This is a genomic window from Myxococcus sp. CA051A (assembly GCF_013336705.1).
GTDB classification, from domain to species: domain Bacteria; phylum Myxococcota; class Myxococcia; order Myxococcales; family Myxococcaceae; genus Myxococcus; species Myxococcus llanfairpwllgwyngyllgogerychwyrndrobwllllantysiliogogogochensis.
In genome coordinates this window covers 1-21357 of record NZ_JABUMS010000036.1, presented here as the reverse complement: position 1 = coordinate 21357, position 21357 = coordinate 1, and the positions used below count along the sequence as shown (strand labels likewise).

At 66.0% G+C, this 21357-nt stretch carries 13 protein-coding genes; all 13 read left to right on the top strand.

Annotated elements, in window-relative coordinates:
- Positions 1 to 57 precede the first annotated feature (57 nt).
- Positions 58 to 909: a hypothetical protein gene (locus tag HUA74_RS43990; RefSeq protein WP_174459354.1), complete on the top strand. Its 852-nt coding sequence runs from the start codon at positions 58 to 60 to the stop codon at positions 907 to 909.
- A gap of 12 nt (positions 910 to 921) precedes the next feature.
- Positions 922 to 1815, top strand: coding sequence for a hypothetical protein (locus tag HUA74_RS43985; protein ID WP_174459353.1), 894 nt, complete (start codon positions 922 to 924; stop codon positions 1813 to 1815).
- Positions 1808 to 2494: a hypothetical protein gene (locus HUA74_RS43980; protein ID WP_174459352.1), complete on the top strand. Its 687-nt coding sequence runs from the start codon at positions 1808 to 1810 to the stop codon at positions 2492 to 2494. Before HUA74_RS43985 ends, HUA74_RS43980 begins: the two co-directional genes overlap by 8 nt.
- On the top strand, positions 2494 to 3444 hold the full coding sequence (locus HUA74_RS43975; protein WP_174459351.1) for a DUF2381 family protein: 951 nt from the start codon (positions 2494 to 2496) through the stop codon (positions 3442 to 3444). The genes HUA74_RS43980 and HUA74_RS43975 overlap by 1 nt, the downstream gene beginning before the upstream one ends.
- 14 nt (positions 3445 to 3458) lie before the next feature.
- Entirely contained in the window at positions 3459 to 5873 is a 2415-nt protein-coding gene (locus tag HUA74_RS43970) for a protein kinase (protein ID WP_256434738.1), read from the top strand.
- Between the two features lie 78 nt (positions 5874 to 5951).
- Positions 5952 to 8261 (top strand): type I DNA topoisomerase, encoded by a 2310-nt coding sequence (gene topA / locus HUA74_RS43965; protein WP_174459349.1) that lies wholly within the window; start codon positions 5952 to 5954, stop codon positions 8259 to 8261.
- Positions 8262 to 8313: 52 nt separating this feature from the next.
- Entirely contained in the window at positions 8314 to 8823 is a 510-nt protein-coding gene (locus tag HUA74_RS43960) for a hypothetical protein (protein WP_174459348.1), read from the top strand.
- Between the two features lie 24 nt (positions 8824 to 8847).
- Entirely contained in the window at positions 8848 to 9285 is a 438-nt protein-coding gene (locus tag HUA74_RS43955) for a hypothetical protein (RefSeq protein ID WP_174459347.1), read from the top strand.
- A 129-nt stretch (positions 9286 to 9414) separates the two neighbouring features.
- Positions 9415 to 14130: a hypothetical protein gene (locus tag HUA74_RS43950; RefSeq protein ID WP_174459346.1), complete on the top strand. Its 4716-nt coding sequence runs from the start codon at positions 9415 to 9417 to the stop codon at positions 14128 to 14130.
- A 668-nt stretch (positions 14131 to 14798) separates the two neighbouring features.
- On the top strand, positions 14799 to 15422 hold the full coding sequence (locus HUA74_RS43940; protein ID WP_174459344.1) for a hypothetical protein: 624 nt from the start codon (positions 14799 to 14801) through the stop codon (positions 15420 to 15422).
- Between the two features lie 2010 nt (positions 15423 to 17432).
- Entirely contained in the window at positions 17433 to 17801 is a 369-nt protein-coding gene (locus HUA74_RS43935) for a hypothetical protein (protein WP_174459343.1), read from the top strand.
- A gap of 155 nt (positions 17802 to 17956) precedes the next feature.
- Positions 17957 to 18550 (top strand): hypothetical protein, encoded by a 594-nt coding sequence (locus HUA74_RS43930; protein ID WP_174459342.1) that lies wholly within the window; start codon positions 17957 to 17959, stop codon positions 18548 to 18550.
- A gap of 500 nt (positions 18551 to 19050) precedes the next feature.
- Positions 19051 to 20643, top strand: a complete 1593-nt coding sequence (gene dnaG / locus HUA74_RS43925) for a DNA primase (RefSeq protein ID WP_174459341.1) — start codon at positions 19051 to 19053, stop codon at positions 20641 to 20643.
- The last annotated feature ends 714 nt before the right edge of the window (positions 20644 to 21357 follow it).

Sequence of the window (21357 nt, the reverse complement as noted above, 5' to 3'; positions counted from 1 at the left end):
GCACCGTATCTGCTGGTCCTCGTCGCCCTCTCCGCTGCTAGCCCGTCTCAGGCGCAGATGGTCGTCACTGACCCGACAGCGTTCGTGGAGACGATCCGTCAGAGCATCATGATGGCCGAGCAGGTCGAGCAGGCCCGCCAAACCATCACGACGGCAAAGGAGAACTTGGAGCTTGCGAGGGACGTCTACGCGGGAATCAACGAAATCGCCGCGTTTGACCCCGACGAGTACCTCCAGCAGGCCCGTGATTCACTCGGGCAGCAGCTGCCTATTGCCCACGAGAGCAATGCGCTTCGCTCCAGCCTGCAACAGGGCCTGAGAGGAGGCACGTTCGACGCCAGCAGCATTGCCCGACGCATGGACATCTACGGCGACCGCGCTCGCCGCCAGTTTGAGGGCTACGACGAGCCGACCCCCGGCCAGCCCTACAACTACGCAGGAGCCCTGTCCGCCGCGAAGGACCTCCAGCGCGTCGCCGAGAACACGTCCTTTCAGACAGAGGCAGGGAAGCGCCCTCCAGTGGCTACAGCCGCTGACGGCCTCTTGATGGAGCAGGCACTCCAACAGGACCCTCAGCTCGTTGTTCTCCTCAGCCAGCGCAGGGCCGAAGCGACGGCCGTGCAGCGTCGCGGCACCGAGCTGTACATGGAAGCCCTGGGAGCCTCCCCCGGAAAGGCCCAGCAGCTCGCAGCACAGAGCAGCGCGCAGTCCCTTTCCGAGCTGGCGCTCATCAACGAGCACCTGGCTCACCAGGAGGCCCGCCAACAGCTCCAGGACCTCAAGGCAGCTCAGGAGGAGGCCGCGGAACGCCGCAGCCTCGACACCTTCGGCAAAACCCTCGACCTCGCGACGCAGCGGGCCTTCACGCCTCGCGTGAAACCTCCACCGCCCTCGCTCAACCTCCGGTGACCTATGGAAGTGATGAACACCGTTCTCAGTGGGCCGGCTGTCGTGCCGTATGCGGTCGGATGGGCCCTTCTTATCGCCGGCTCCGTCTTCTCGTGGGTGCTGGGCCAGCAGAAGTGGATCGGCGGTGAACCCTCCTCTCCCTACCGTCCCTTGGCGCTCCTCCTCGTGGGGAGTGCGCTGCTCGCGACGTTCGTGCCGCTCTCCAGCGCCGTCTGGTGGGGCACGTCTGAAATCTCCGACGGCATCCTCGAGGAGGCGAAGTGGATAACGCTCCGAGATGACTTCACCCGCTTCGGCGAACGCCTCAAGCAATATTGGTGGTCACCTGGTCCTGGCGGAGTGCTGTTCTGGGCGAATCTTAAAGACAATTTCGTTGCGTTCTCCGCTTCCGTTTCGCTCGGCCTCGCGATGCTCGCCCGCGAGCAGCTGGAGTACCTCCAAGTGGTCCTCTTCAACGTCATCTTCACCTTCGGCCCGATGATGATTGGGCTGTCGGCCTTTGGCCTCCCGACGGCTCGTATCTGGATGGTCGCCCTCCTCGAAATCTCAAGCTGGAGCATCACCTCCGCCGTTCTCTACTCGGCCATCACGGCGCGCATGCGCCAGTACATGGAGCTGACCGCCACACAAGGCGTGCTCGACACCGAGTTTTTGTCAATCGTGTCCATTTGCGTATTCATGAGTTCCATGACGTTCGTCGTGCCCGTGGTCACCGGACGCCTCCTTGGAATCTCAGCGCTCGGCGAACTGGCGAACGCGACCGCAGGCAACGACATGACGAAGCGGTTGGCGAACTTCCTACAGAGCACCGTGAACAGCTCCTCCAATCCCATCTCGCCCACGGGCCCATCGATGCAGCCCACGGACTTGAAGGGCACTGCCCCCACGACTCGCCCTGGTGATTGAAATGCCGACTCCGTCCCGTCCTGACCAGTTTGAGCTGTGGGCCGACCTACAGCGCAGCAACAAGCATCTTCGCCGCTTCCTCTACACCCTGCTCGCCGCTCTCCTCGTCCTGGTGCTCGCCCTCGTCCTCACCACGTTTCGCCCGCTGCTCGCGGTGCGTGTCGACTCCCTCGGCCGTGCCGACCTGGTCGAGGTCCTCTCTCCAGCAAATGCCCCTGGGCCGGAGGAAGCCGAACATGTGTCCCGCCTGATGGCGGGATACCTCCTCGAACTCACGTCCAACTCCGTAGCCCGAGACCTCGGCAAGGCGTACGGCCTCATGACGACAGATTTTGCGAGCGCCTACGCCGCCAAGGCGAAGGAGGACCCAACCCTTACCGCCATCGAAAAGGGGAACCTCCGTAGCCAGCTCGTCCTTGAACCGCAGGCGACACGCGTCCGCGTCGAGAAGGACGGCGACCGCCCGAAAACCTACTTTGTCGAACTGGGTGGCCGCCTCGACGTCTACCGAGCTGATGTGCTTACCGCGCCACTCCTCAGCACTCCCGTGCTCATCCGGGTCACACTCCTCGTCGTGCCCCGAGGCCCGAGGACACTCAACGGGCTGCTGGTGGCGTATTTTGAACGCGAAGTCATCAAGCAGGCGGCGGCCCCCGCCACCAACAAGGGAACACCGTGATGCTCCTCCCCCTGCTCATTGCTCTCGCCACAGCTGCGCCCACTCCACCAGCCCAGTCCGCTTCGCCGGACCGCCAGGTGCGCCGCATCCCCATCGACGAGACCGCTCTCACCCGTGTCCACGAGGTGCTAACGCACCCGTCGATTCCGGCCGTCATCGAGTTCCCGGAGGGGATTGTGGGACAGCCATCCTGCGGTGACTGCATCAACCTTGCTCGGGCCACCCCTCAGGACATGGCAACGCCCCCCCTCTTCGGGGTCCAACTGTTCCCCGCCGAAAACTACATCGTCATCAAGCCGACCGACGTTTCCGCCGAGGAAGGCGGGGCTATTCCAAGTCAGGCATACCTCACCTCGCTCAACGTGCGCCTGACGACGGGCATCACCCTGACGATGCTCATCAGGTACGCACCAGCCGACCGCGTCGATGCGCGCGTTGTCTTCACCCTGCCGAACCGCTCCGCGGAATCCGCCTATGTCCGAGACGCGGTGGCGAAGGCCAAAGCGACTCTTGAGGCCGACTTCGCCAAGCGGGTCGATTCAGCAGTGGCAACAACCTTCATGCGCGCGCTCACGGAGCAGCACGAGTGTGCGCCGCTCAGCGCGAAGAAGTGGCACGACCAGGTGCTGCTCGAAGCTCGCGAAATCTGCCGGTACACCATCGACAGCCACCCCATGGCCTTCCTGGTGTTCTCCATCGAGAACAGGAGCCGTGCCGCTCCCTTTCATTTTGGTGAGGTCGTCCTGAGCAGTGGTGGTGACGCCGACGCGCCGCTCGACGTCGAAAGCTACCCTGAGCCGCAGGAGCTGAAGTTTCAGCAAAAGATGACGGGTGTTGTCCGCGTTCCCGTCGAGCCAAGTGCGCGCGCGGCCACCTACTCCCTCACCATTCGTGAGACCGGGGGCAAGGGGCGCGAACTCTCGCTCCCCGGCCTCATCTACGACCCCTGACGTCCGAGGTACCTATGTCGCTCGTTGATGATGACACGCCTCCCGAACCAGGCGACCCGACCGACCAGGACGACGACAGCTCCGCTCCGCGCCCGGCCGCTCTCTCGCTCGACGCCTTGCTGTCAGATGCTCCGCCCCCACTGCTCAGCACGACCATTCCGCTTCCGCCTATCCCACCGGCACCGCAGGCCGCTCCTCCGACGCTCCTCGAGCTGGGCGGGGGCGCAGCCTCCGGCCGGTATGAAATCGTCCGAAGTCTCGGCAAAGGTGGAATGGCGGAAGTCTTCCTCGCGCGCCGAGTCGGACCGGACGGTTTCGGCCGGACCGTCGCAATCAAACGCATCACCTCAACGCACCAGGACGACGACAGCTACCGCCAGATGTTCGCGGATGAAGCCCGCCTCGCGGCCCTGCTATCACACCGGGGCATCGCCCAGGTCTACGACTTCGGCTGGACTGCCGAGAGGGCCGCATGCTTCATCGTCATGGAGTTCATCGAGGGCCACAGCTTGCGCGAGCTGCTTGCCCTCGCGAGCGAGAAAGGGCGCCTCCTTTCCCAGGAGGCCGCCTGCTTCATCACTGGCGAAATCGCGGCTGCCCTCCAATATGCGCATTCGCGCAGCAGCGATGACGGCAAGCCGCTTCGGATTGTCCACCGCGACGTGACGCCCCATAACATCATGGTGAGCGCCGCTGGCGACCCTAAGCTCCTCGACTTCGGCGTAGCGTTTTCGACGCTCGCTGACCGGGAGAAAACGTCCACAGGTCTCATCAAGGGCAAGGCCGCCTATATGTCGCCAGAGCAGGCCCTCGCCGACCCTATCGACGGACGCTCTGACCTCTTCTCCCTCGCGATTGTCTGTCTCGAAATGCTCACCGGCCGCCGCGTGTTCGACGCCGGCACCGAACTCCGGACGCTCGTCCGTGTAACGGAGGCCAGCGCCACCGACGTTGCCTCCGCCGTGAAGCACCTCCCAGCGGCGTTGCAGTCCATCCTCAAGCGCGCACTGGAACGGAACAAGAGCGACCGCTACGCAAGCTGCGGCGAGTTCCGGCAGGCACTCCGTGCCTATGCCCTCGACGCTCGTCACGCTGTCGGTCCCGAAGAACTGGCGGCAGAAGTCGCCGCGCTCCTCGGGAGCAGTGGTGCACGTGGGACAACACCGTCCCGGGGCAAGGCAAAGGCGGCGCCGTCTCCTTTACCTACCCCTCAACCTCAATCAGCCCCAGCCCCCTCACCCGCCATCGCTCCACCTGCCAAACAGGAGCCTGGTCCGGCAACCATTCCCGCCCCGCCGGCATCCGCCGGTGCTCCACCTGCTCCAGCCAAGACGAGCACGCGCCTCCGCCGCATGCAGGAGCTGCGCGCGCAAATCGCGAACCCAACGGGCGCAGCCCGAAAAGTCCTCGTGCTGCCGGCTCTCACCCTGCTGGGGATGTTGCTGGGGGGCTTTCTCGTTGTCCGAGTCCTCGTTGGTGCGAACTCGGCCCCGGCCCCCGCCACCGTCGAGGTCAAGACGCCCGCTCAGGAGCTGGCCGAACGCGCAGCAGCTGAGAAGGGCCTCTCTCCGGCCACCGAGGTCGCGCAGCTCGCGCCGCTCGACCAGGCGCCGCCTCAACGCGTAGCAGAGCTGCCGACGCCCACCAGCGATGCGCAGCTGTCGCCGCCATCTGCGCCGCCTGCGGCACCACTCGCGTCCACCACAGTCCCTTCCAGTCGTGGGCCGGCTCAGCCCACCTCGAAGGCGAAGCCGGTGGCCGCCCGCGGAGTGACCGCAGTAGCTCCACTCAATCCTCCGCCGTCCCCATCCGAGTCGGTGCCAGCTCCTCACACCGGTTCTGACGCGACTGCGACACCACCGGCGACCGCACTACGGCGGCGCCCATCACTCCGCAGCATGGCGCTTGAGTCGGATTCTCCGGCAGCTCCAGCAGGTGGCCCGTCCATTCCCGCCGGCACGCTTCTCGCGGCGCGCCTCCAGATGCCGCTCGACCCCGACAATCCGGGGCCCGTGACCTTCGCCTTGTCGGCGCCGGTTACCTCGCCCTCGGGTGACGTCGTTGTGCCAGCCGGTGCAACGGGCATCTGCACGCCCGACAGCGGCACAGCTCGACTCCAGCTCAAGTGCGACTCGCTTACGGTACCCGCCAAGGGAACTATCACCATCGCCGCGCTTGGCTACGGCGCTGACCGGCGGCCTGGCCTCCCGGTATCTCGCAGCGCTCCACCGAGTGACATCAAGTCGACCGCTGCGAGCACCGCTGAACGGCTTGTCGGAAGCGCTCTCCCCGGCGGTGCTGCTGGAGAAGTCGCGCGAGACGCTGTCGGCGTCGCCGGCAACCGCGCTCGCACCACCGACTCCACCGCGAGCCCCATCCCCAAGGGCACCGTCTTCTACCTCTTCATGTCGTCCCCGCTGTCGCTGTGATGTGACCTGTGCGGCTCCCTCATTCGAGGGAGTCGTGTGTCCGCTGTTGACTTGCTTTGGAAAGTCTGGAGTGCCCGCATGCGTTTGGTCATCGTCGAAAGCCCCAACAAGCGTCAGACCCTCGAGAAGTACCTCGGACCTGGCTACAAGGTCCTCGCCAGCAAAGGACACGTGCGCGACCTTCCCACCAATGAAATGGGGGTCGACACGCGCACGTGGAAACTGGACTACGTCACGAGCGACGGAAAAGCCTCCGTGCTCAAGGAGCTGCGCGCCGCTGCCGCCACGGCGGAGGAAGTGTTTCTCGCAACAGACAAGGACCGCGAGGGAGAGGCCATCGCTTGGCACCTCCAAGAGGCCCTTGGCCTCCGCAGCCCTCGGCGGCTCATCTTCACTGCAATTACCCAGGCGGCCGTCACCGAGGCCGTCAAGAACCCTGGACGATTGAACCTCGCACGCGTCGACGCCCAACAAGCACGACGCGCAGTGGATCGTCTGGTGGGCTTCAGCGTCTCGCCTCTCTTGCGTCCTCTCGGCTCCAACCACTCAGCCGGCCGCGTGCAATCCGCCACGTTGCACCTCATCGTGCAGCGTGAGCAAGAGCGCGAAGCCTTCCGCGCCCTCACCTACTGGACTCTCACGGCCAAGTACGACGGGCTGACTGCCCGCCTTGTTCGGAAGGACGAGGCCGGCAAGCTGGAAGACGCTCGCCTCACCTCAGACACCGAAGCAGCCGCACTCGCTGTTTCAGCGGCGGGAGTGCACCAGGTCACCGACGTCGTGTCAGAGCGTGTCGACCAGAAACCGCGCGCGCCCTTCACGACTGCGTCGCTCATTCAAGCTGCGTCCGTGCGGCTCAAGCTTGCCCCTGAGGCAACCATGAAGCTCGCCCAGGCCCTCTTCGAGGGTGGCCACATCACCTATCACCGCACCGATTCGACGAACCTGTCCGAGGAAGCAATCACGATGGCTCGGCAGTGGATTGGTGCCAACCACGCCGATGCCCTGCCCGACGAGCCGCCACGTTACAAGACGAAGTCCACCGCCCAAGAGGCACACGAGGCCATTCGCCCCACTGCGCTAACGCCGCCGGAGGGGCTTCCGGCTGAGGAACTCGCGCTGTTGGAACTCGTCAGGCTCCGCTTCATCGCCTGCCAGATGCGGCCCGCGCGGCATGCCCGCACCACGGTCCTCCTCGGCAGCGCCGACGGCACCACGTGGCGGGCTCGCGGCTCGGTCGTCGAGTTCCCTAGTTTCCTTGCGCTGAGCGCAGTCGACGAAGATGAAAACTCCGACGACGACGAGGGCGCGAGCCCGATTCGACGATGCACCGTGGGCGAGCAGCTCACCCCCCTCGCCATCGACGCGAACCAGCGCACGACCACACCGCCTACTCGGTTCACGGAAGCCGGGCTGGTCAAGGAGCTGGAGCGCCTGGGCATCGGCCGCCCCAGCACGTACGCCGCAACGCTCCAGATGTTGGGGAAACGCTCCTACACCGAGATTGAGAAGCGCCAGCTGAAGCCCACCCCGCGTGGACGCGCGGTGGATGCAGTGCTCTCCCGCGCTTTCGGCGACCTGGTCGCCAGCCAGTACACATCGGAAATGGAGGCGCGCCTCGACGAAGTCGAAGACGGGACACGGAAGTGGACCGACGAGTGCAGCACCTGGTGGAGAGCCTTCGAGCCCACCTTGCTCCGGGCGCCAGCGTGCATTGCGTCCCTCCTCACCGCGGACCCGAGCCTCGCAGAGAGCAGCCCAGACGCGCCGAAGGCCTCCGGCAAGCCATGCCCGAAGTGCGCAGCCGAGCTGTTCCTCCGGCAGGGCAAAAACGGTGCCTACCTCGCCTGCGGCACGTACCCGAAATGCGACTACACCGGCGACCCCACGGCCAAGCCCACCGACAAGCCCTGCCCCAAGTGCGCAGGACCCATGGAAGATACGGCCGCGCGAAGTGGCTCCCGCTACGCCCGCTGCCTGGATAAGGCGTGCGGCGGCAAGCAGGACCTCACAGCGAAGCCGTACGACAAGCCGTGCCCCAAGTGCAGCGGCGCCATGGAGGAACTCGACGGCAAGTATGGGCGTTATGCCCGCTGCCTCAAGGTTGAGTGCGGGGGCAAACTGGACCTCGCTGAGGGCGTGACCGAGCCCTGCCCCGTCTGCGCCGGCCCCATGAAAAACCGGGGCGAGTTCCTCTCTTGCGCCAAGTACCCCGGGTGCAAGGGGTCCTGGGACCCCAAGGACCTCGAATCAGCCCGAAAGGCTGCTAAGCAGTGCCCCAAGTGCAAAACCCGGCTCCTCCGTCAACGGAAGGGGTCGAAAGGCAAGTTCTGGGCCTGTAGCGGCTACCCGGCCTGCGACGGCGTCGAGGCAAAGGCGCAATCGTAGGTCGTAGTTGCCTAGGGCTCCTGACTTGCCATAGAACGTCACGGAGCCCACGTTGGCTATCAACTACGCGACCAAGACAATCCGCCTTCTCACGCGCGAGCACACCTTGCTGACCGACGCAGTTCAGATTCTGCAAGAGCGCGAACCGGCGGCGTCGATGTCGCCACTCGTCTACACGGCGGGCCTCGAAGAGGCCCACCGTCTCGGAATCTGGACAGGCTCCCCTCCCCCTCCACCTCTGAAAGGCGAGTGGGCCAACACGCCCGACCGGCGCGATGACGAAGGGTCGACCCGCGAGCGCATCACCGTAACGCTCCACCCGGACCATGAGTGGATCATGGACCGTGCCGCCGAGTACGTGAACAAGTCGTTTCCCATCTACAGCCTCGGCTCCACCTTCCGGTACCTCGCCAATCTCAAGCTCGCCAACGTGCGCTTCGAGAAGTCGAAGGACCAGGCCGAGCGCGCCCGTTTCAATCCGAAGCTCAAAACCCTCAGGCTTCCCAAAAAGTTCGAGCCATTCCCCGCCGATTTTGACCGCAAAGACCCAGACTGGGTCTAAGCGGCATCGGCGGCCCGAGCCGCCATGCCTACCCACTACGACAGTCTCACGATTCGACTCCGCGAGCTGGAGGACAAGGCTCTAACGGACACGCTTAAAGCTCTCCGCTCGTTGCGCACGGGCGCCAGTCAGTTGCTCACGACCGCCGGAATCGAGGCCGCAGCCGAACTCGGCTGTTTCACCTCGACATGCCCCGTCGACGTTGCGCCAGACCCTGCCCCCAAGAAGCGGCGACGCTGGCCCTACACTCCCGAGACGGGTCCAGCCGTCTCACGGCGCACCATCACCGTCCCGCCTTTGTACGGTCCGGTCTTCGCGCGCGCGGCGTCTCTCGTGGGTCTCTCGACGCAAAAGTTCCTCGTTGGCTCGCTGACGCGTTGGATCACCCTTCGCAAGAAGGCTGACCGCGACAACGCGCTCCTCCAAGCCATCCAGCTGCCCGACACCTACTCCGAGTCTTAGGGAGACCGCATGTCTATCCACCTTCCCCTCCTACGAGTCCTGAGCGTTGTCGCTCTCGTCTTCCTCCCTGCCCTCTCGTGCGACGGCGGGAGGCCAACGCTCCAGCCCGCGCAGTCCGACACCGGCACCGTGACTGGCACGGTCATCAAAGGCAGGGTGTCCGGCGCCACCGTCCGCGTGTACCTCCTCGAGCAGGGCACGACTCAAGGCCCGCTCATCGCCACAACCACCACCGACGAGGCGGGTGCCTTTACGGCTGGCGTCGCAGCCGCCGCAGGGCCATTTGTCATCGTCGCATCCGGCGGCAGCTACGTGGACGAAGCGACCGGCAACGCGACGCCCCTCTCCGAGACCCTTACGGCCCTCGTGCCACGACACTCACCCGGGGCCGACCAGGTCATCCAGGTTTCCCCCATCAGCCACTTTGTGGCTGCGCTCACGCGGTGGCACCAGCATCAGGGCGTTGACCTCGCAACGGCTTACGACCTCGCGACGACTCACCTCAACGCTCACTTCGCGGGCGTGCCGTGGCAGTCCGCGATGCCGGCGGACCTCACCACGACAGCGGTGACGTCACTCGATGAGTCCGCACGGGCTGGTCTTCTCCTCGCGGCTCTCTCGCAGCAGGCGCGGCTCATCAGCGAGCAGCTCGGGCTCACGCCTGGTGCACGGGTGACAGCGCACTCCCTCACGGAAGCGCTCCACCAGGACCTGCTCGCCGACGGCCGCCTCAACGGCGTTGGACCATCAGGCGCTCTGGTCCTTCCTCCTGGAGCTGTCCTCCCTGCCGCCTACCAACTGTCCGGCACGACTGCCCGCCGTGAGCTTGCTCATGCGGTCGCCCGGTTCATCGCCGGCGAGCGCAACGCGGCCAAGGCCCTTCGGCCCGCCGACATTGAGACACTCGCCTCCGCACTCTCCTCGAGTAGCGACCCGATGCTCTTCGACACGCCCGGCTCCGCCGTCGACGTCCAGCCGCCTCGCGTGAGCATCCTGACGCCCGTCGACGGCGCCGGTGTGTACGGCTCCATCACCGTCGAGGCCGAAGCCACCGACGAGAGCGCCATCCGCGCGTTCACCTGGACTGCCCCACCGGGCTTGACGAGCGTGCAGCCGTCCCTCAACGGCTCCAAGGCGCAGCTCTCTTCCACGCTCGATGTCTCGGCTTTGCCGGATGGGCCCCTCGAACTCGTTGCTGTCGCTGAGGACGTGAACGGCAACCGCACAACTGCCCGTCGAGCTGTCGTCGTCTCCAACCGAGGACCTACTATCAACGTCGACTCGCCAGCGCCCAGCGCCGTCCTCAGCGGCTCTGTCCGCATCGCGGCGAGCGCTACAGCTCGCCAAGGCGTCGTCCGGCGGCTCGAACTGCGCGACCCTCCGCCGGGAATCGGGGCTGACACCCTGCCCGCTGCCGACGCCTACGCCGCGACCTGGGACACTCTCAAGGCCCGCGAAGGCCGGCAGGTCATCACCTTTCTGGCAACTGACGAGTACGGGGCGACGACGGAGTCCTCCGTCCTCGTCGTCCTCGACAACGTCCCTTTCGGCCGCTTCGACGTCGCCGTCAGCGCGGGCACTCCGCTCGCCGGTGCAACCGTCAAGGTGCTCGCCATCGACCCCGCGACAGGTCAGCCCGTCACGAGCCGCAGTCCCATCCTCGGCCAGGGTGGGCCTACGACCGACGGTGGAACCGTTCTTGTCACGCTCACCGAAGAGAACTGGGAAGGCCCCGTGCAGCTCCAGGCCACAGGCGCCACGAGCTACACGGACCCGAGTGACCCTGCCGGTGCCCAGGTCTCCCTGGCCACCAATGTCGTGCTCTCCTCCTACCTGCCGCACTACCGCACCGGAGACGCGGTAACGGCTCCCGTGACGCTCTACACCTCCCTCGCGGACACGGCCGCTGTCGCCTTCGCCACTGGCCGCAACAGCGACTATCCGCCGTCCTCCGTGCCGGAGGCCCTGACGGCCACAGGCAGCCTTTTCGCCGCCCATGTCTCAGGCAACACGCCCTGGGACATCCGCACCGTTGTCCCTGCGCCTCTCACGCAGGCCGGCACACAAGCCTTGCGGGACGTCGTCTTCGCCGCCGCGCCAGACGTTGCCCTCAACGAGCTTGCCCGTCGCATCGCGACCGCTGCGGGACTTACGCCTGTCTCCGGGTTCGACGCCATCAAGCTCCTCCAACTCCTCCAGCAGGACGTCTCCGACGGCCGCTTCGACGGCCGCATGGGCGCTACTCAGCTGAGGGTTCTCGGCACTCCATCCTACTCCCTCTCCGCACAGGACCTCCGCGTCCACCTCGCGCTCGCGCTCGACTCTTTCGTCATGAGCCCCCGCAATTCCACCGGGCTCACCCGTGGCGACTTCCGCTCGGCCTCCCCCAACGTCTACGACGCGATGTGCCTCGACACCTCGGCCCTGTTCGACCGGGAGACGCCTCCTCGAGCTTTCGACATCACACCACCGAGCCTCGCGCTGACGCTCACCTTCACCGGCGACGACGGCACGCCGCGGACTGTCGCGAGCGTTGACGGCGCTCCCGTCGCCAACACCGTCACTGTCCGCGTGACGGCAGCGGACCTTGAAGGGTCTGGCGTCCGTGGGCTCACCGTGACGGCCGCTGGCCGGCCGCTCGACGCTGTCGAGCAAACCGCCACCACCTACGAGGGGACGCTCACGCCCACTGCTGATGGCAACATCGAGCTGGTGGCGACCGCAGAAGATGGCCTCGGCAATCGCGCCACGTTGCGCCGCGTGGTCCGCGTCGACAACACTCCTCCAGCTGTCAGCGTCACGGCCCCAGCCGTTGGAGGACACTACGGCCTCGGCCCGGTCACCCTCGCCGCCACTGCGAATGACGCCAGCGACATTGCCTCCCATTCCGTTTCGGGCCTCCCCGGCAGCGCAGCGACGTCCGGCCTCGCATCGCTCACCGGGACATGGACGCCGCCGGCGGGGACAGCCGACGGCAGCTACTCGGCCACATGGTCCGCCTGCGACACCGTCGGCAATTGCCGCTCCTCGCTGGTGCCCTTCAAGCTCGACCGCACACCGCCTGCGCTGACCTTGTCACCCGAACCGCCCCTCTTCACCAACGCGGCCAACCACACATTCGTTGTCCGGGCCACTGACAGCGGTGCTGGCGTCACTGCGGTCTACGCGCGCCGCGCGACAAATCCCACCGAGGCACTCCCCGCGAGTCTCGTCGACGGAACTTGGCGCGTCACCGTCCCGATGCCCCTCACCGACGGCGCGACGCCCATCCTCATCTGGGCTGAAGACGGGGCGACCCCTCGGAACTCCGGCATCAACTACCCGGATACAGCAGCGCTCCTGAGCCGGACCATCACGCGCGACACGCTGAGCCCAGGCATCACCCTCGTTGCCGGTGGCCGCTATCTCTCCGAGAGCGGCATCCAGCATCAGGAATCATCGCCTGGGGTCCCTGTGATGCCCGTCCAGTACACCGGACTCAGCACACTGACCCAGCTCGGCCACGGTTCTGTCATTCACAAGGCGACGACACGCCTCACTCCGCCGTCGCTGACGTATGCCGAGCTGACGACCACCAACGGGAGCAATACGCCGTGGCTCGCCTACCAGGCCCCTGTTGCCGCCACCGAAGCCGGCATCGCGTCAGTCCGCTATTCCATCGCCTGTGCATCCTGCTCACCATCGCAGAGCGAAGGAGATGCCCTGGTCTCTCCCGTCGAGAACGGCTTCCAGCGGTTCGCACTTCCCTTGACGGCCGCAACCGTCCCTGGCCTCCCGACCGCACCCACTGCCTCAGTGACTCTGACCATCACCGTCACAGCAACCGACGCCGCCGGCAATTCCGCGACGACTCCTGCCGCTGTCCTCACCTTCAACCTCGTGACTCCTGCTCTTTCGCTCTCTCACGAAGCGAACTACCCGGTGTCACACGACCCGAAATCCATCTTTGGTTACAAGGTTGCAATTGGAACCTATGACGAACTGTGGTCGCCCACCACGCCCGCCTTTGAAGGCACAACGGTGATGCGGATTGCTCGGTTCGTCGTCAGGAATCCGCACCCTGTTCCGGTTGCGGTCAACCTGTCGCCGTCCGGCCCTGCGAGCTGGTCGCTCACGGAGGACTGGAGCAACCAGCCCGCAGCGGATGCCAACACGAGCAACGTGTCCGCCGACGGCTTCACGTTTGCCCGAACCATCAACTACGACTTCACCCTCAACTATGCCCTCTGCAAGGGGATTCCACCGCCCCCGGTTTACCCCTGCCAGATTGACCCGGGCATGGGGACCCCGATTGAAACCATGCTCCACGAGTTCGGAAGTGCCACTCAGTGGCGCTGCCTCTCCACCGGCACTTCCGCGGGTTCCACCAACTACGCCTCTGGGACCTGGGATTCGGTGGGGTACCTCAGCCCGTGGTCCGGCGGTGGCGAGCCGGAGGCTCAACGGGCTCCCGCCAGCTTCCCAATCAACGGCCGTGCTGCATGGCTCGTCCCGCCTGCTGTCGGAACGACTCCAGGCCAGTTGGTCCTCTACGCTGTACTTCCGCGTAGTCGAGGAACCCTGCCGACGTTCACTGGCTCGGACGTGTACCAATACCTCTACGCCTACAGCTACGGGACCGGGGAGTCCGCTGGTACTTGCCGTGACGGTGACGGCAACATCTCCACGCTGACGCGCCTCACCAGAGGCTTGCTCTACCGGAAGATGACCAGCGCTCGGCTGTCCACGGCCTGGCTCTGGAACCTTGCGGCTGCTGCCACCCGCAGTGACGGGGTTTCCCTCGGTGGCGTGCGAGCCGTGACCTCTGGCAGCCTCGACGCAAACGTTGACCTCACCCGGAATTAGCCCGTGAACAACTACCTCCTAGTCCTCCCGCTGCTCGCTCTCCTCGGCATTGGCGCCTGCTCTGGCGACCGAGGCCCCACCGGCACCCAAGGGCCGGAAGGCCCTCGCGGCCCTGCTGGCGCCGTCGGCCCTGCTGGCGCCGTCGGCCCTGCTGGCGCCGTCGGCCCCATTGGCCCCGAGGGACCAGTCGGTCCTCGCGGAGCAGCTGGTCAGCCGCTGCTCACCGTCGAAACTCCGACGGGTGAGTCGCTTGGTCCATCGTTTGGCGTCACAGCTGGCATCGTCACCCTTCGCGAGGTGCATGGCACGCGGTCGTTCTGGGGCTCGCGCTACATCCGCTCCGGCCGTTTGGCGCTCCAGGTGGACCTCTACTTTGCGAACCCTGGTTGCGACCTGTCCGCAGAGAGCGCCTACGTCGTTCGCGACGAGCGCGCCGCCGTGGGGTGGCTGCTCGCAGGTGGCGGAGACACCGTTTGGCTCGCGTCACACCAGTTCGTTGGCGGCGGTGATTCGTCCAACAGCATCCTTCGGACCACCGGCGTCTGCGACCCCGTCTCCAGCACCATTCCTGCGGGTTCGGTGCTTGTCCGCCGATTCGACCTCGAAGTTCCGAGCACGCCCTCTCCGGCCGTCCTTCCTGCCCCTCTCATCTTCAAGGAGGTCATTCCATGACTCGCGCATTGCTCGCCCTAGTCCTGACACTCGTCCCGTGGGCAGCACATGCCGACCGAGGTGAGCTGTACACGCAGGTTGCACTAGGCCCGTCCCTGCTCGGCCTGGCCGACCCTGTCGGCGGCGCCTCGCACGACACGCGTCCTGCACTCCTGGCCGACTTGGTCGTGTACTACGGCCTCACGCATAGCCTCTACGTCGGCGGCGTCATCCACACAGCGATGACGCGAGACGCGGCCTTCCGCGGAGTCTCGTACCGTCAAGCTGACGGCTCCACTCCCACCGGCACCCTCTGGGTCGACAGCTGGTCCGCTGGCATCGGCCCTCTCGTGGCCTACCGCTACGACACGGGCTACCGCCTCGCGCCTATCGCCCGCCTGGAGCTGACCGCCAGCTACCACCGCCAAGGCAACCAGCAGTTCGCCTACGACGGCCTCGCGGGCGTTGGGGTGAACCTCCAAACGTCCTCGGATATCGCCCTCTCCGCCCGGTTGCTCGGCATGGCCGAGTACCGCCTTTCTGACCGCTTCATCGCGTCGCTCGGCGTAGCTGTCCGGCGCAGCCTTGGGGCCGCAGCCTGGGAAATCCAACTGCCGCTCCAGGTGGGCGCGATCTGGTGAAGGGTCCGATGCCACTGGATCAACCCCACGCGGTGGATCAACACTCACGCCATGAGGCCCTCTATGTGACCCGCTGAGCGCTAAATCGAAGGGCCCCCACCGCGCCAACGGTGAGAGCCCTAGAAGCTTCTTCCCCCTTCGCAGTCGCCAAACCGTGGGGGGCTATCCGTTTTCAACTCTGCCGTTCGACCCGGCCGAAACCAGTGCGCCCTTGGCAGCCTAGAGCACGTCCGCGACGGTAACGCGGATGGCCTGGGCTGTCGAGTCGCGCGCTCGCATGCCCGCCATGCCCGCCACCCATCCGCCCAAACCGTCCTCACGCCGCCCCGGTCGCACACATAAGCCCACAGGTCGCGAGAGGGACCCTCGCGGCTCTCCCGCGCCTCGCACGCGCCGGAGCTCGCGGCGCCCCTCCTCCGACCGGACGCGCCGCGCAGCCGCCAACAGAGCTGTCCCAGAGGCTGACCGGCTCATCCTGCCGGCCAGTGTGCTCGCCTGGGCTGACAAGCACCTGGTGCAGCTCCAGGTGCTCAATCAGTTCGCCAAGCTCCACTCAGTGGACCTCTTCCGACTCCGGCGCGCGCACCCCGCGCTGCGAGCGCTCACACCCACCGCTCTCTTCATCTGGGCCGTCCACGTCGCGGCCGGCGCAATCGAAGGCGCATGGGGATGGCAGGCACCAGGCTATCTCTGGGGACTCGTTACCGGCCGGAGCCGTCAGCATGCGCTCAGGGGGTTCGCGCAACTCCGCCGCGCCGGCTTGCTCCACCGGTACGACCAGGTCCGCACCGTTGCGCACCTCACAGCCGACCTTCCACCCGAACAACGCCGCACGCGGTGGACCTGTCGCGACGGAGGCCAAGGCCGCACCTACGCGAACATCTTCAGCGTTTCCATGCTGACGCCCAAGGGGGCTGCCCTGGCAGATGCCCTCTACGAAGAGCGGGTGGAGCGAGGACAGCTGGAGCGCGTACGAGTCGGACTACTAGGACGCCTTGTGCGTGCCTTGCGCCCTCTTCTCCGGGCTTTTGCCCAACGCAGACCTGACCTTTTCAAAAACGAGACACCTAACGGCGTGAGTAAGTGCAGCGCTTCGGGCAAGGCCCCTCGCAGTGCAGCTAGTAGCGCTGACGACAGTGCCTTGTCGGCTGTTAGCCAGATCATCAACGAAGGTATTGTCGAACCCCAGTTATCCACAGGCACTTCCACTCCAAGTGAATGGAAGGAGCAGGCGCCCCACGGCGCCTGGCACATCCCGGAAGGCACGAGCGCGCACAAACCACACCGCCAAGCTCCCACCGCCACAGCTGAGCGGCTCTTTGGGGGAGAAGGGCTCGAGCGGGTGCGCGCTCAAATCGTGGCCTCTTGCCTCTCCAGGCGCGTCTGGGAGCCGATTTACGCGCCGGTCCCTCTTCCGTGCCGGTGCTCGCGCCAGCTCCGCGAGGTCCGGGCCTACGAGGGTTCCGGCCACCACTCTTCGCGGTGCCCCCATTCGTCGCCGCTCACCGAGCGGTGCCCCAAGACGGGCAACCCCATCCAAATCCGCCGTGTGGGCTGGGCGCGTGTCACTCGCCCAGTCTTGACCGCCGCTGCACTCTGGCCCAAGGCCTGGGAACGGCCAGAGCATCGCGCCGAGCTGGAACAGCTCGCCGCGCCCATCCTCCTCGATGTCTGGGCCGCGCTCGACCGGCGCCGCGGAATGCCGAGCCAGGCTCTGCCGCACGAACAGCTCCCGCCTCGCCCTGCGATTCCGGCTCCCGCAGGACTGGAGCAGGACGACGCGGACGTGTCGTGCTGGGAAACCGCAGCTCGTCAGTGGGACCTCTCGCTTGCGGTTGCCGCAGTCGAGCGTTCCCAGACGGATGTTCCCGCCGCTGACGACTACTCGACGTCGATTCGAGACCTCATCGCCGACGTCCTCCAAATGCCACCTGTTGGTGGGGAGGGGTCTTGACTTGCTAAAGCACGTCAGAGAAATTGACTCCTCTTCTTCAAACAGGAGGGTTGCACATGCATCAGAACGTAGCGCCACCCGGCATCGACAACCTCGTACAGCTGGAGGCCTCGGTCTACACAGCGACCAGCGACGCGCGCGCTCTCTCAGAGCACTCGCTGTCGCTTGGGTTTGCCCGAATCCACGCACGCGTGCTTGAAATGGTCGCGACTCAGCTCGAATTTTCGCTCATGGCGCTTCGGCAGCTCCGTGGCGAAATGCTGCCGCCTCCTACTGTCTTCGCCCGGCTCGCCGAAAACGGGTGGCAGTACCGGCTCACGGACGAAGGGCATACCGCGACGCGCGGCACTCGCGTCGTTGTGGCCGGCACCCTTCCCCTCCTCCTCTCTCGCGTCAGCACTGCGCAGCTCGAGGTGGACTCATGACAACCCGTTTCCGCGACGCTGAGCAGCTGAACCAGGTCTGCCGTGCCCTCACTGACCGTGCGCGCCGAACGAGCCTATGGACTCTCTCCGGCCCAACGAGCCAAGCATCCTCTGAGCGCATGGCTCGGCCTGCTGCCCTCAGCAACGACTCAGAGGTGCTGGTTCATCTCGCCTTCGACATCTACGAGGGCGCGGCGAGCGTGACATTCGCAGATCTGCTGATGCTCGCTCCGGCCGACGCCACCGCAGTCGGCCTCCTGCTGTCCGCCCTCTCGGCCGGCCCCACGGCCGTCGCGGATTGGTGCTCTCACAATCGGAGCAACCGGCTTTTTGAGAGCGCAACAGACCTCGACCGCCGCGCACGGCGGGACGAGAGCACCACCGGCACCGCAGAGAACCTCCGGCGGCTCGCCGCCAACGCTCGTGCCCTGGCCAACGACGTTTCGCCAGATGCTGAGGGCGTTCCCGGCCAGCTGCTCTCCATCACCAGGGGGGCCGACGCCCTCCACGTTTCGCTCGCCGGACGCCCTGTCGTCGCCACCTCCGTGCTGGAGCTGCTGCAAGGCAGGACCTGGCGCCGGGGCTTCCTTCATGTGAAAGACAGCGGCCCAGACTATCGGGGGCGCTTCCACCTGGCGCCAGCTCGCAACACGCCACCACTCGCAGGCGTCGTCGACGCAGCTTCTCTCGACGAGACTTCGCAGAGCCTGTTGCTGAGTAAAACCCGTTTCAGGTGGCCGGAGGAGTGATGCTCAAGCCCTCCACGCTCCGGTACATCGCAGCTCAGAGGGTTCGCGCCGCGCTGCTATCTGCGCCCGCGCTCATCCACCTCAGTCCTGACGATGAGGCATGCGTGCAGCAGCATCTACAGCAGCTTGTCGCCTACCTCGACCAGGTCTGCCAAGGGCACGACTGCTCGCCCGCCTCCCCTCCGTCGCTCCCCTCCCATGCAATTTCTCCAGACTGAGGCCCTCCAAACCGAACGGATGGCGCGGTGGTCTCGCGCCACCGTCGCGCGCTATGTCGCAGAGCACGCCGAACAACTCGCCGGTGACGGCCCTTCTGCCGAAGAGCGCCGCATCGCGCTCCTCGACCTGGCTGACGAGCTTGAGCGTGCTGCTCTCGGTGTTCCCCCTCCTGGGAGCCTCTCTGATGCGTGAGTCGTACTTCTCGCTCGTGTGGTGGCTCCAATCAATCTGGAGCCGCCTCACCACCTCACCACCGGCTCGTGAGCGGTAAAGTCCCCTCCATGGTGCCAGCGGGAGAAATTGCAGCCATCCTCGACGCGGTCGACCTCGTCGACCTCGTCTCACGGCACGTCACCCTCAAGCCTGAGGGGAAGACCCACAAGGGAAAGTGCCCGTTTCATCAGGAAGACACCCCTTCCTTCTACGTGCTGCCGAACCGACGCCGCTGGAAGTGCCACGGGTGCGGAGAAACCGGGGACGCCATCGCCTTCCTCCAGAGGCTTCGTGGCCTCACCTTCCGCGTAGCGCTCCAGCAACTTGCCGCGGACTACGGCGGTCGTGCCCTGGCCACCTCAAGCGACCCTCACCACCAAGAGCGAACACAAGCCCTTGAGGCTCTCCGCATCGCGACGGCCTACTACCAGGCGCAGCTGCTCAATCATCCGGCTGCGCCCCGGGCATATCTCGCAACTCGCGGCATCTCCGATTCCGCCGTCACCACCTTCGGGCTCGGCTGGGCACCACCAGATTCATCTCTTGCCACAGTCCTCCACCAAGCTGGGCTCGCTTCCGCAAGCAGCCAACTGGGCCTCACTCTTCCGGTCTCAGGGCACGACTTCCTGCGAGGGCGCATCGTCTTCCCCATTCGCACGACAGAGGGGCGAACTACTGCCTTCGGCGGGCGGACGCTCGAATCCGGCCCCAAGTACGTCAACTCCCGCGAGTCCCTCCTCTACTCCAAGAGCGACACGCTATTCGGTGTCGACCAGGCACACGTTTCCATCCGCCAAACGCGGACCGCCGTTCTTGTCGAGGGATACCTTGACGCAATTGCATTGCATCAAGGCGGTATCCGAAACGCAGTCGCTCTCTGCGGAACCGGCCTCACGCCTGGGCACCTGCGGCTCCTGACTCGCCTCGGGGCTCAACGCCTGGTCTTGCTTCTCGACCCAGACCCGGCGGGGACCGCCGCCATCTATCGGGCCGCGCCCCATATCTTCGGCGCTCAGCTGCCGACCTATGTCGCGCTCCTGCCAGATGGGTACGACCCAGACGACTACATCCGAGCTTCAGGGCCGGCCGCCACCGCCAGCCAGCTCAACAACGCGCAGCCCCTCTCGGCATACCTACTCTCAACGGCATTCGACGACAGTACGTCGATGGAATCCCAGCTGGCGGGCCTTCAGCGCCTGCGGCCCATCATCCTCGCGATTCCGCACGACTCGCCGTCAGTGGGCATGCTCGTCGCTCAAATCGCGACAACCACCGGCATGTCCCGCGACGACGTCGCCGCCAGCCTCCAACTCCCTTCCCTCCCGGAGCCTCCGCCTCCTCCACAGGACTCAGTCCTAACCGCGTTGCTCCTCACTCACGCCGAACTGCGCAGCGACGTCCTCACGCAAGCCGCAACAGCGGCGCTCCGCGCCGACCTACGGCTCATCGCCGAGGGGCAACTCCCCCTCACGAGTGCGAGCCTCACGATTCAAACGGCCGTCGCAACAGCCGCGCGTGAACTCCCTCAGCACGAATGGCGCCGCCTCTACACCACGCTCGCGCGTGCTCTCGCGCTACGCCACCTCGATGCGCAGCTAGTGCGCGCCGAGCCAGCTCAACGCGTTGAGCTGCTAGCTCAGCGCGCGCGCATCCTCCAATAAACAAACGAACACTAGAGGGCATCGCATCACTACGTTCCGCGATGCCCTCTCAAAGTAGTCCCCCGCCTGGCTCCGGCCACGGCCTGCGGCCTGGCCTCCGGTCTCAGCCACACATCATTGCGCCATACACAAACGAAGAAGAAATGCAGAAACAAACACGACCGTGGTCGGTGTAACTACAATCGTGGGCGAGACACCTCGGCGCACGGCCGTACAGCCGCGAAGCCAGGCTCTTTGCAGTGCCGTTCGTAGTCGAGAGGACCAGCACCAGGCGCAGTGCCGAGAGGAGCGCACGACGTGCCACCGGCTGCGCGCGCTCCAACCCATGGAGTCCGGGCGGCCGGGCCCTCAGCCCTAGATGCCGGCTCAGCCCCACGGCTGCTCTCGACCCCATTGCACGCGGGGCCCCACAGCCCCACGCGCAACGGGTCCCCCGGAGCACCCGCGAGGCCCCCCGCCGTCATCCAGGGACCCCCCAGGCCCGTCCGTCCTCCCCCAGGGTTTCCGCGTGCTCGACCTGGTGGCCCGAACGCAGACGACGAGAGGACCAGCTCCAGGCGCAGTGCCGAGAGGAGCGCACGACGTGCCACCGGCTGCGCGCGCTCCAACCCGTGGGGTCCGGGCGGCCGGGCCCTCAGCCCTAGATGCCGGCTCAGCCCCACGGCTGCTCTCGACCCCATTGCACGCGGGGCCCCACAGCCCCACGCGCAACGG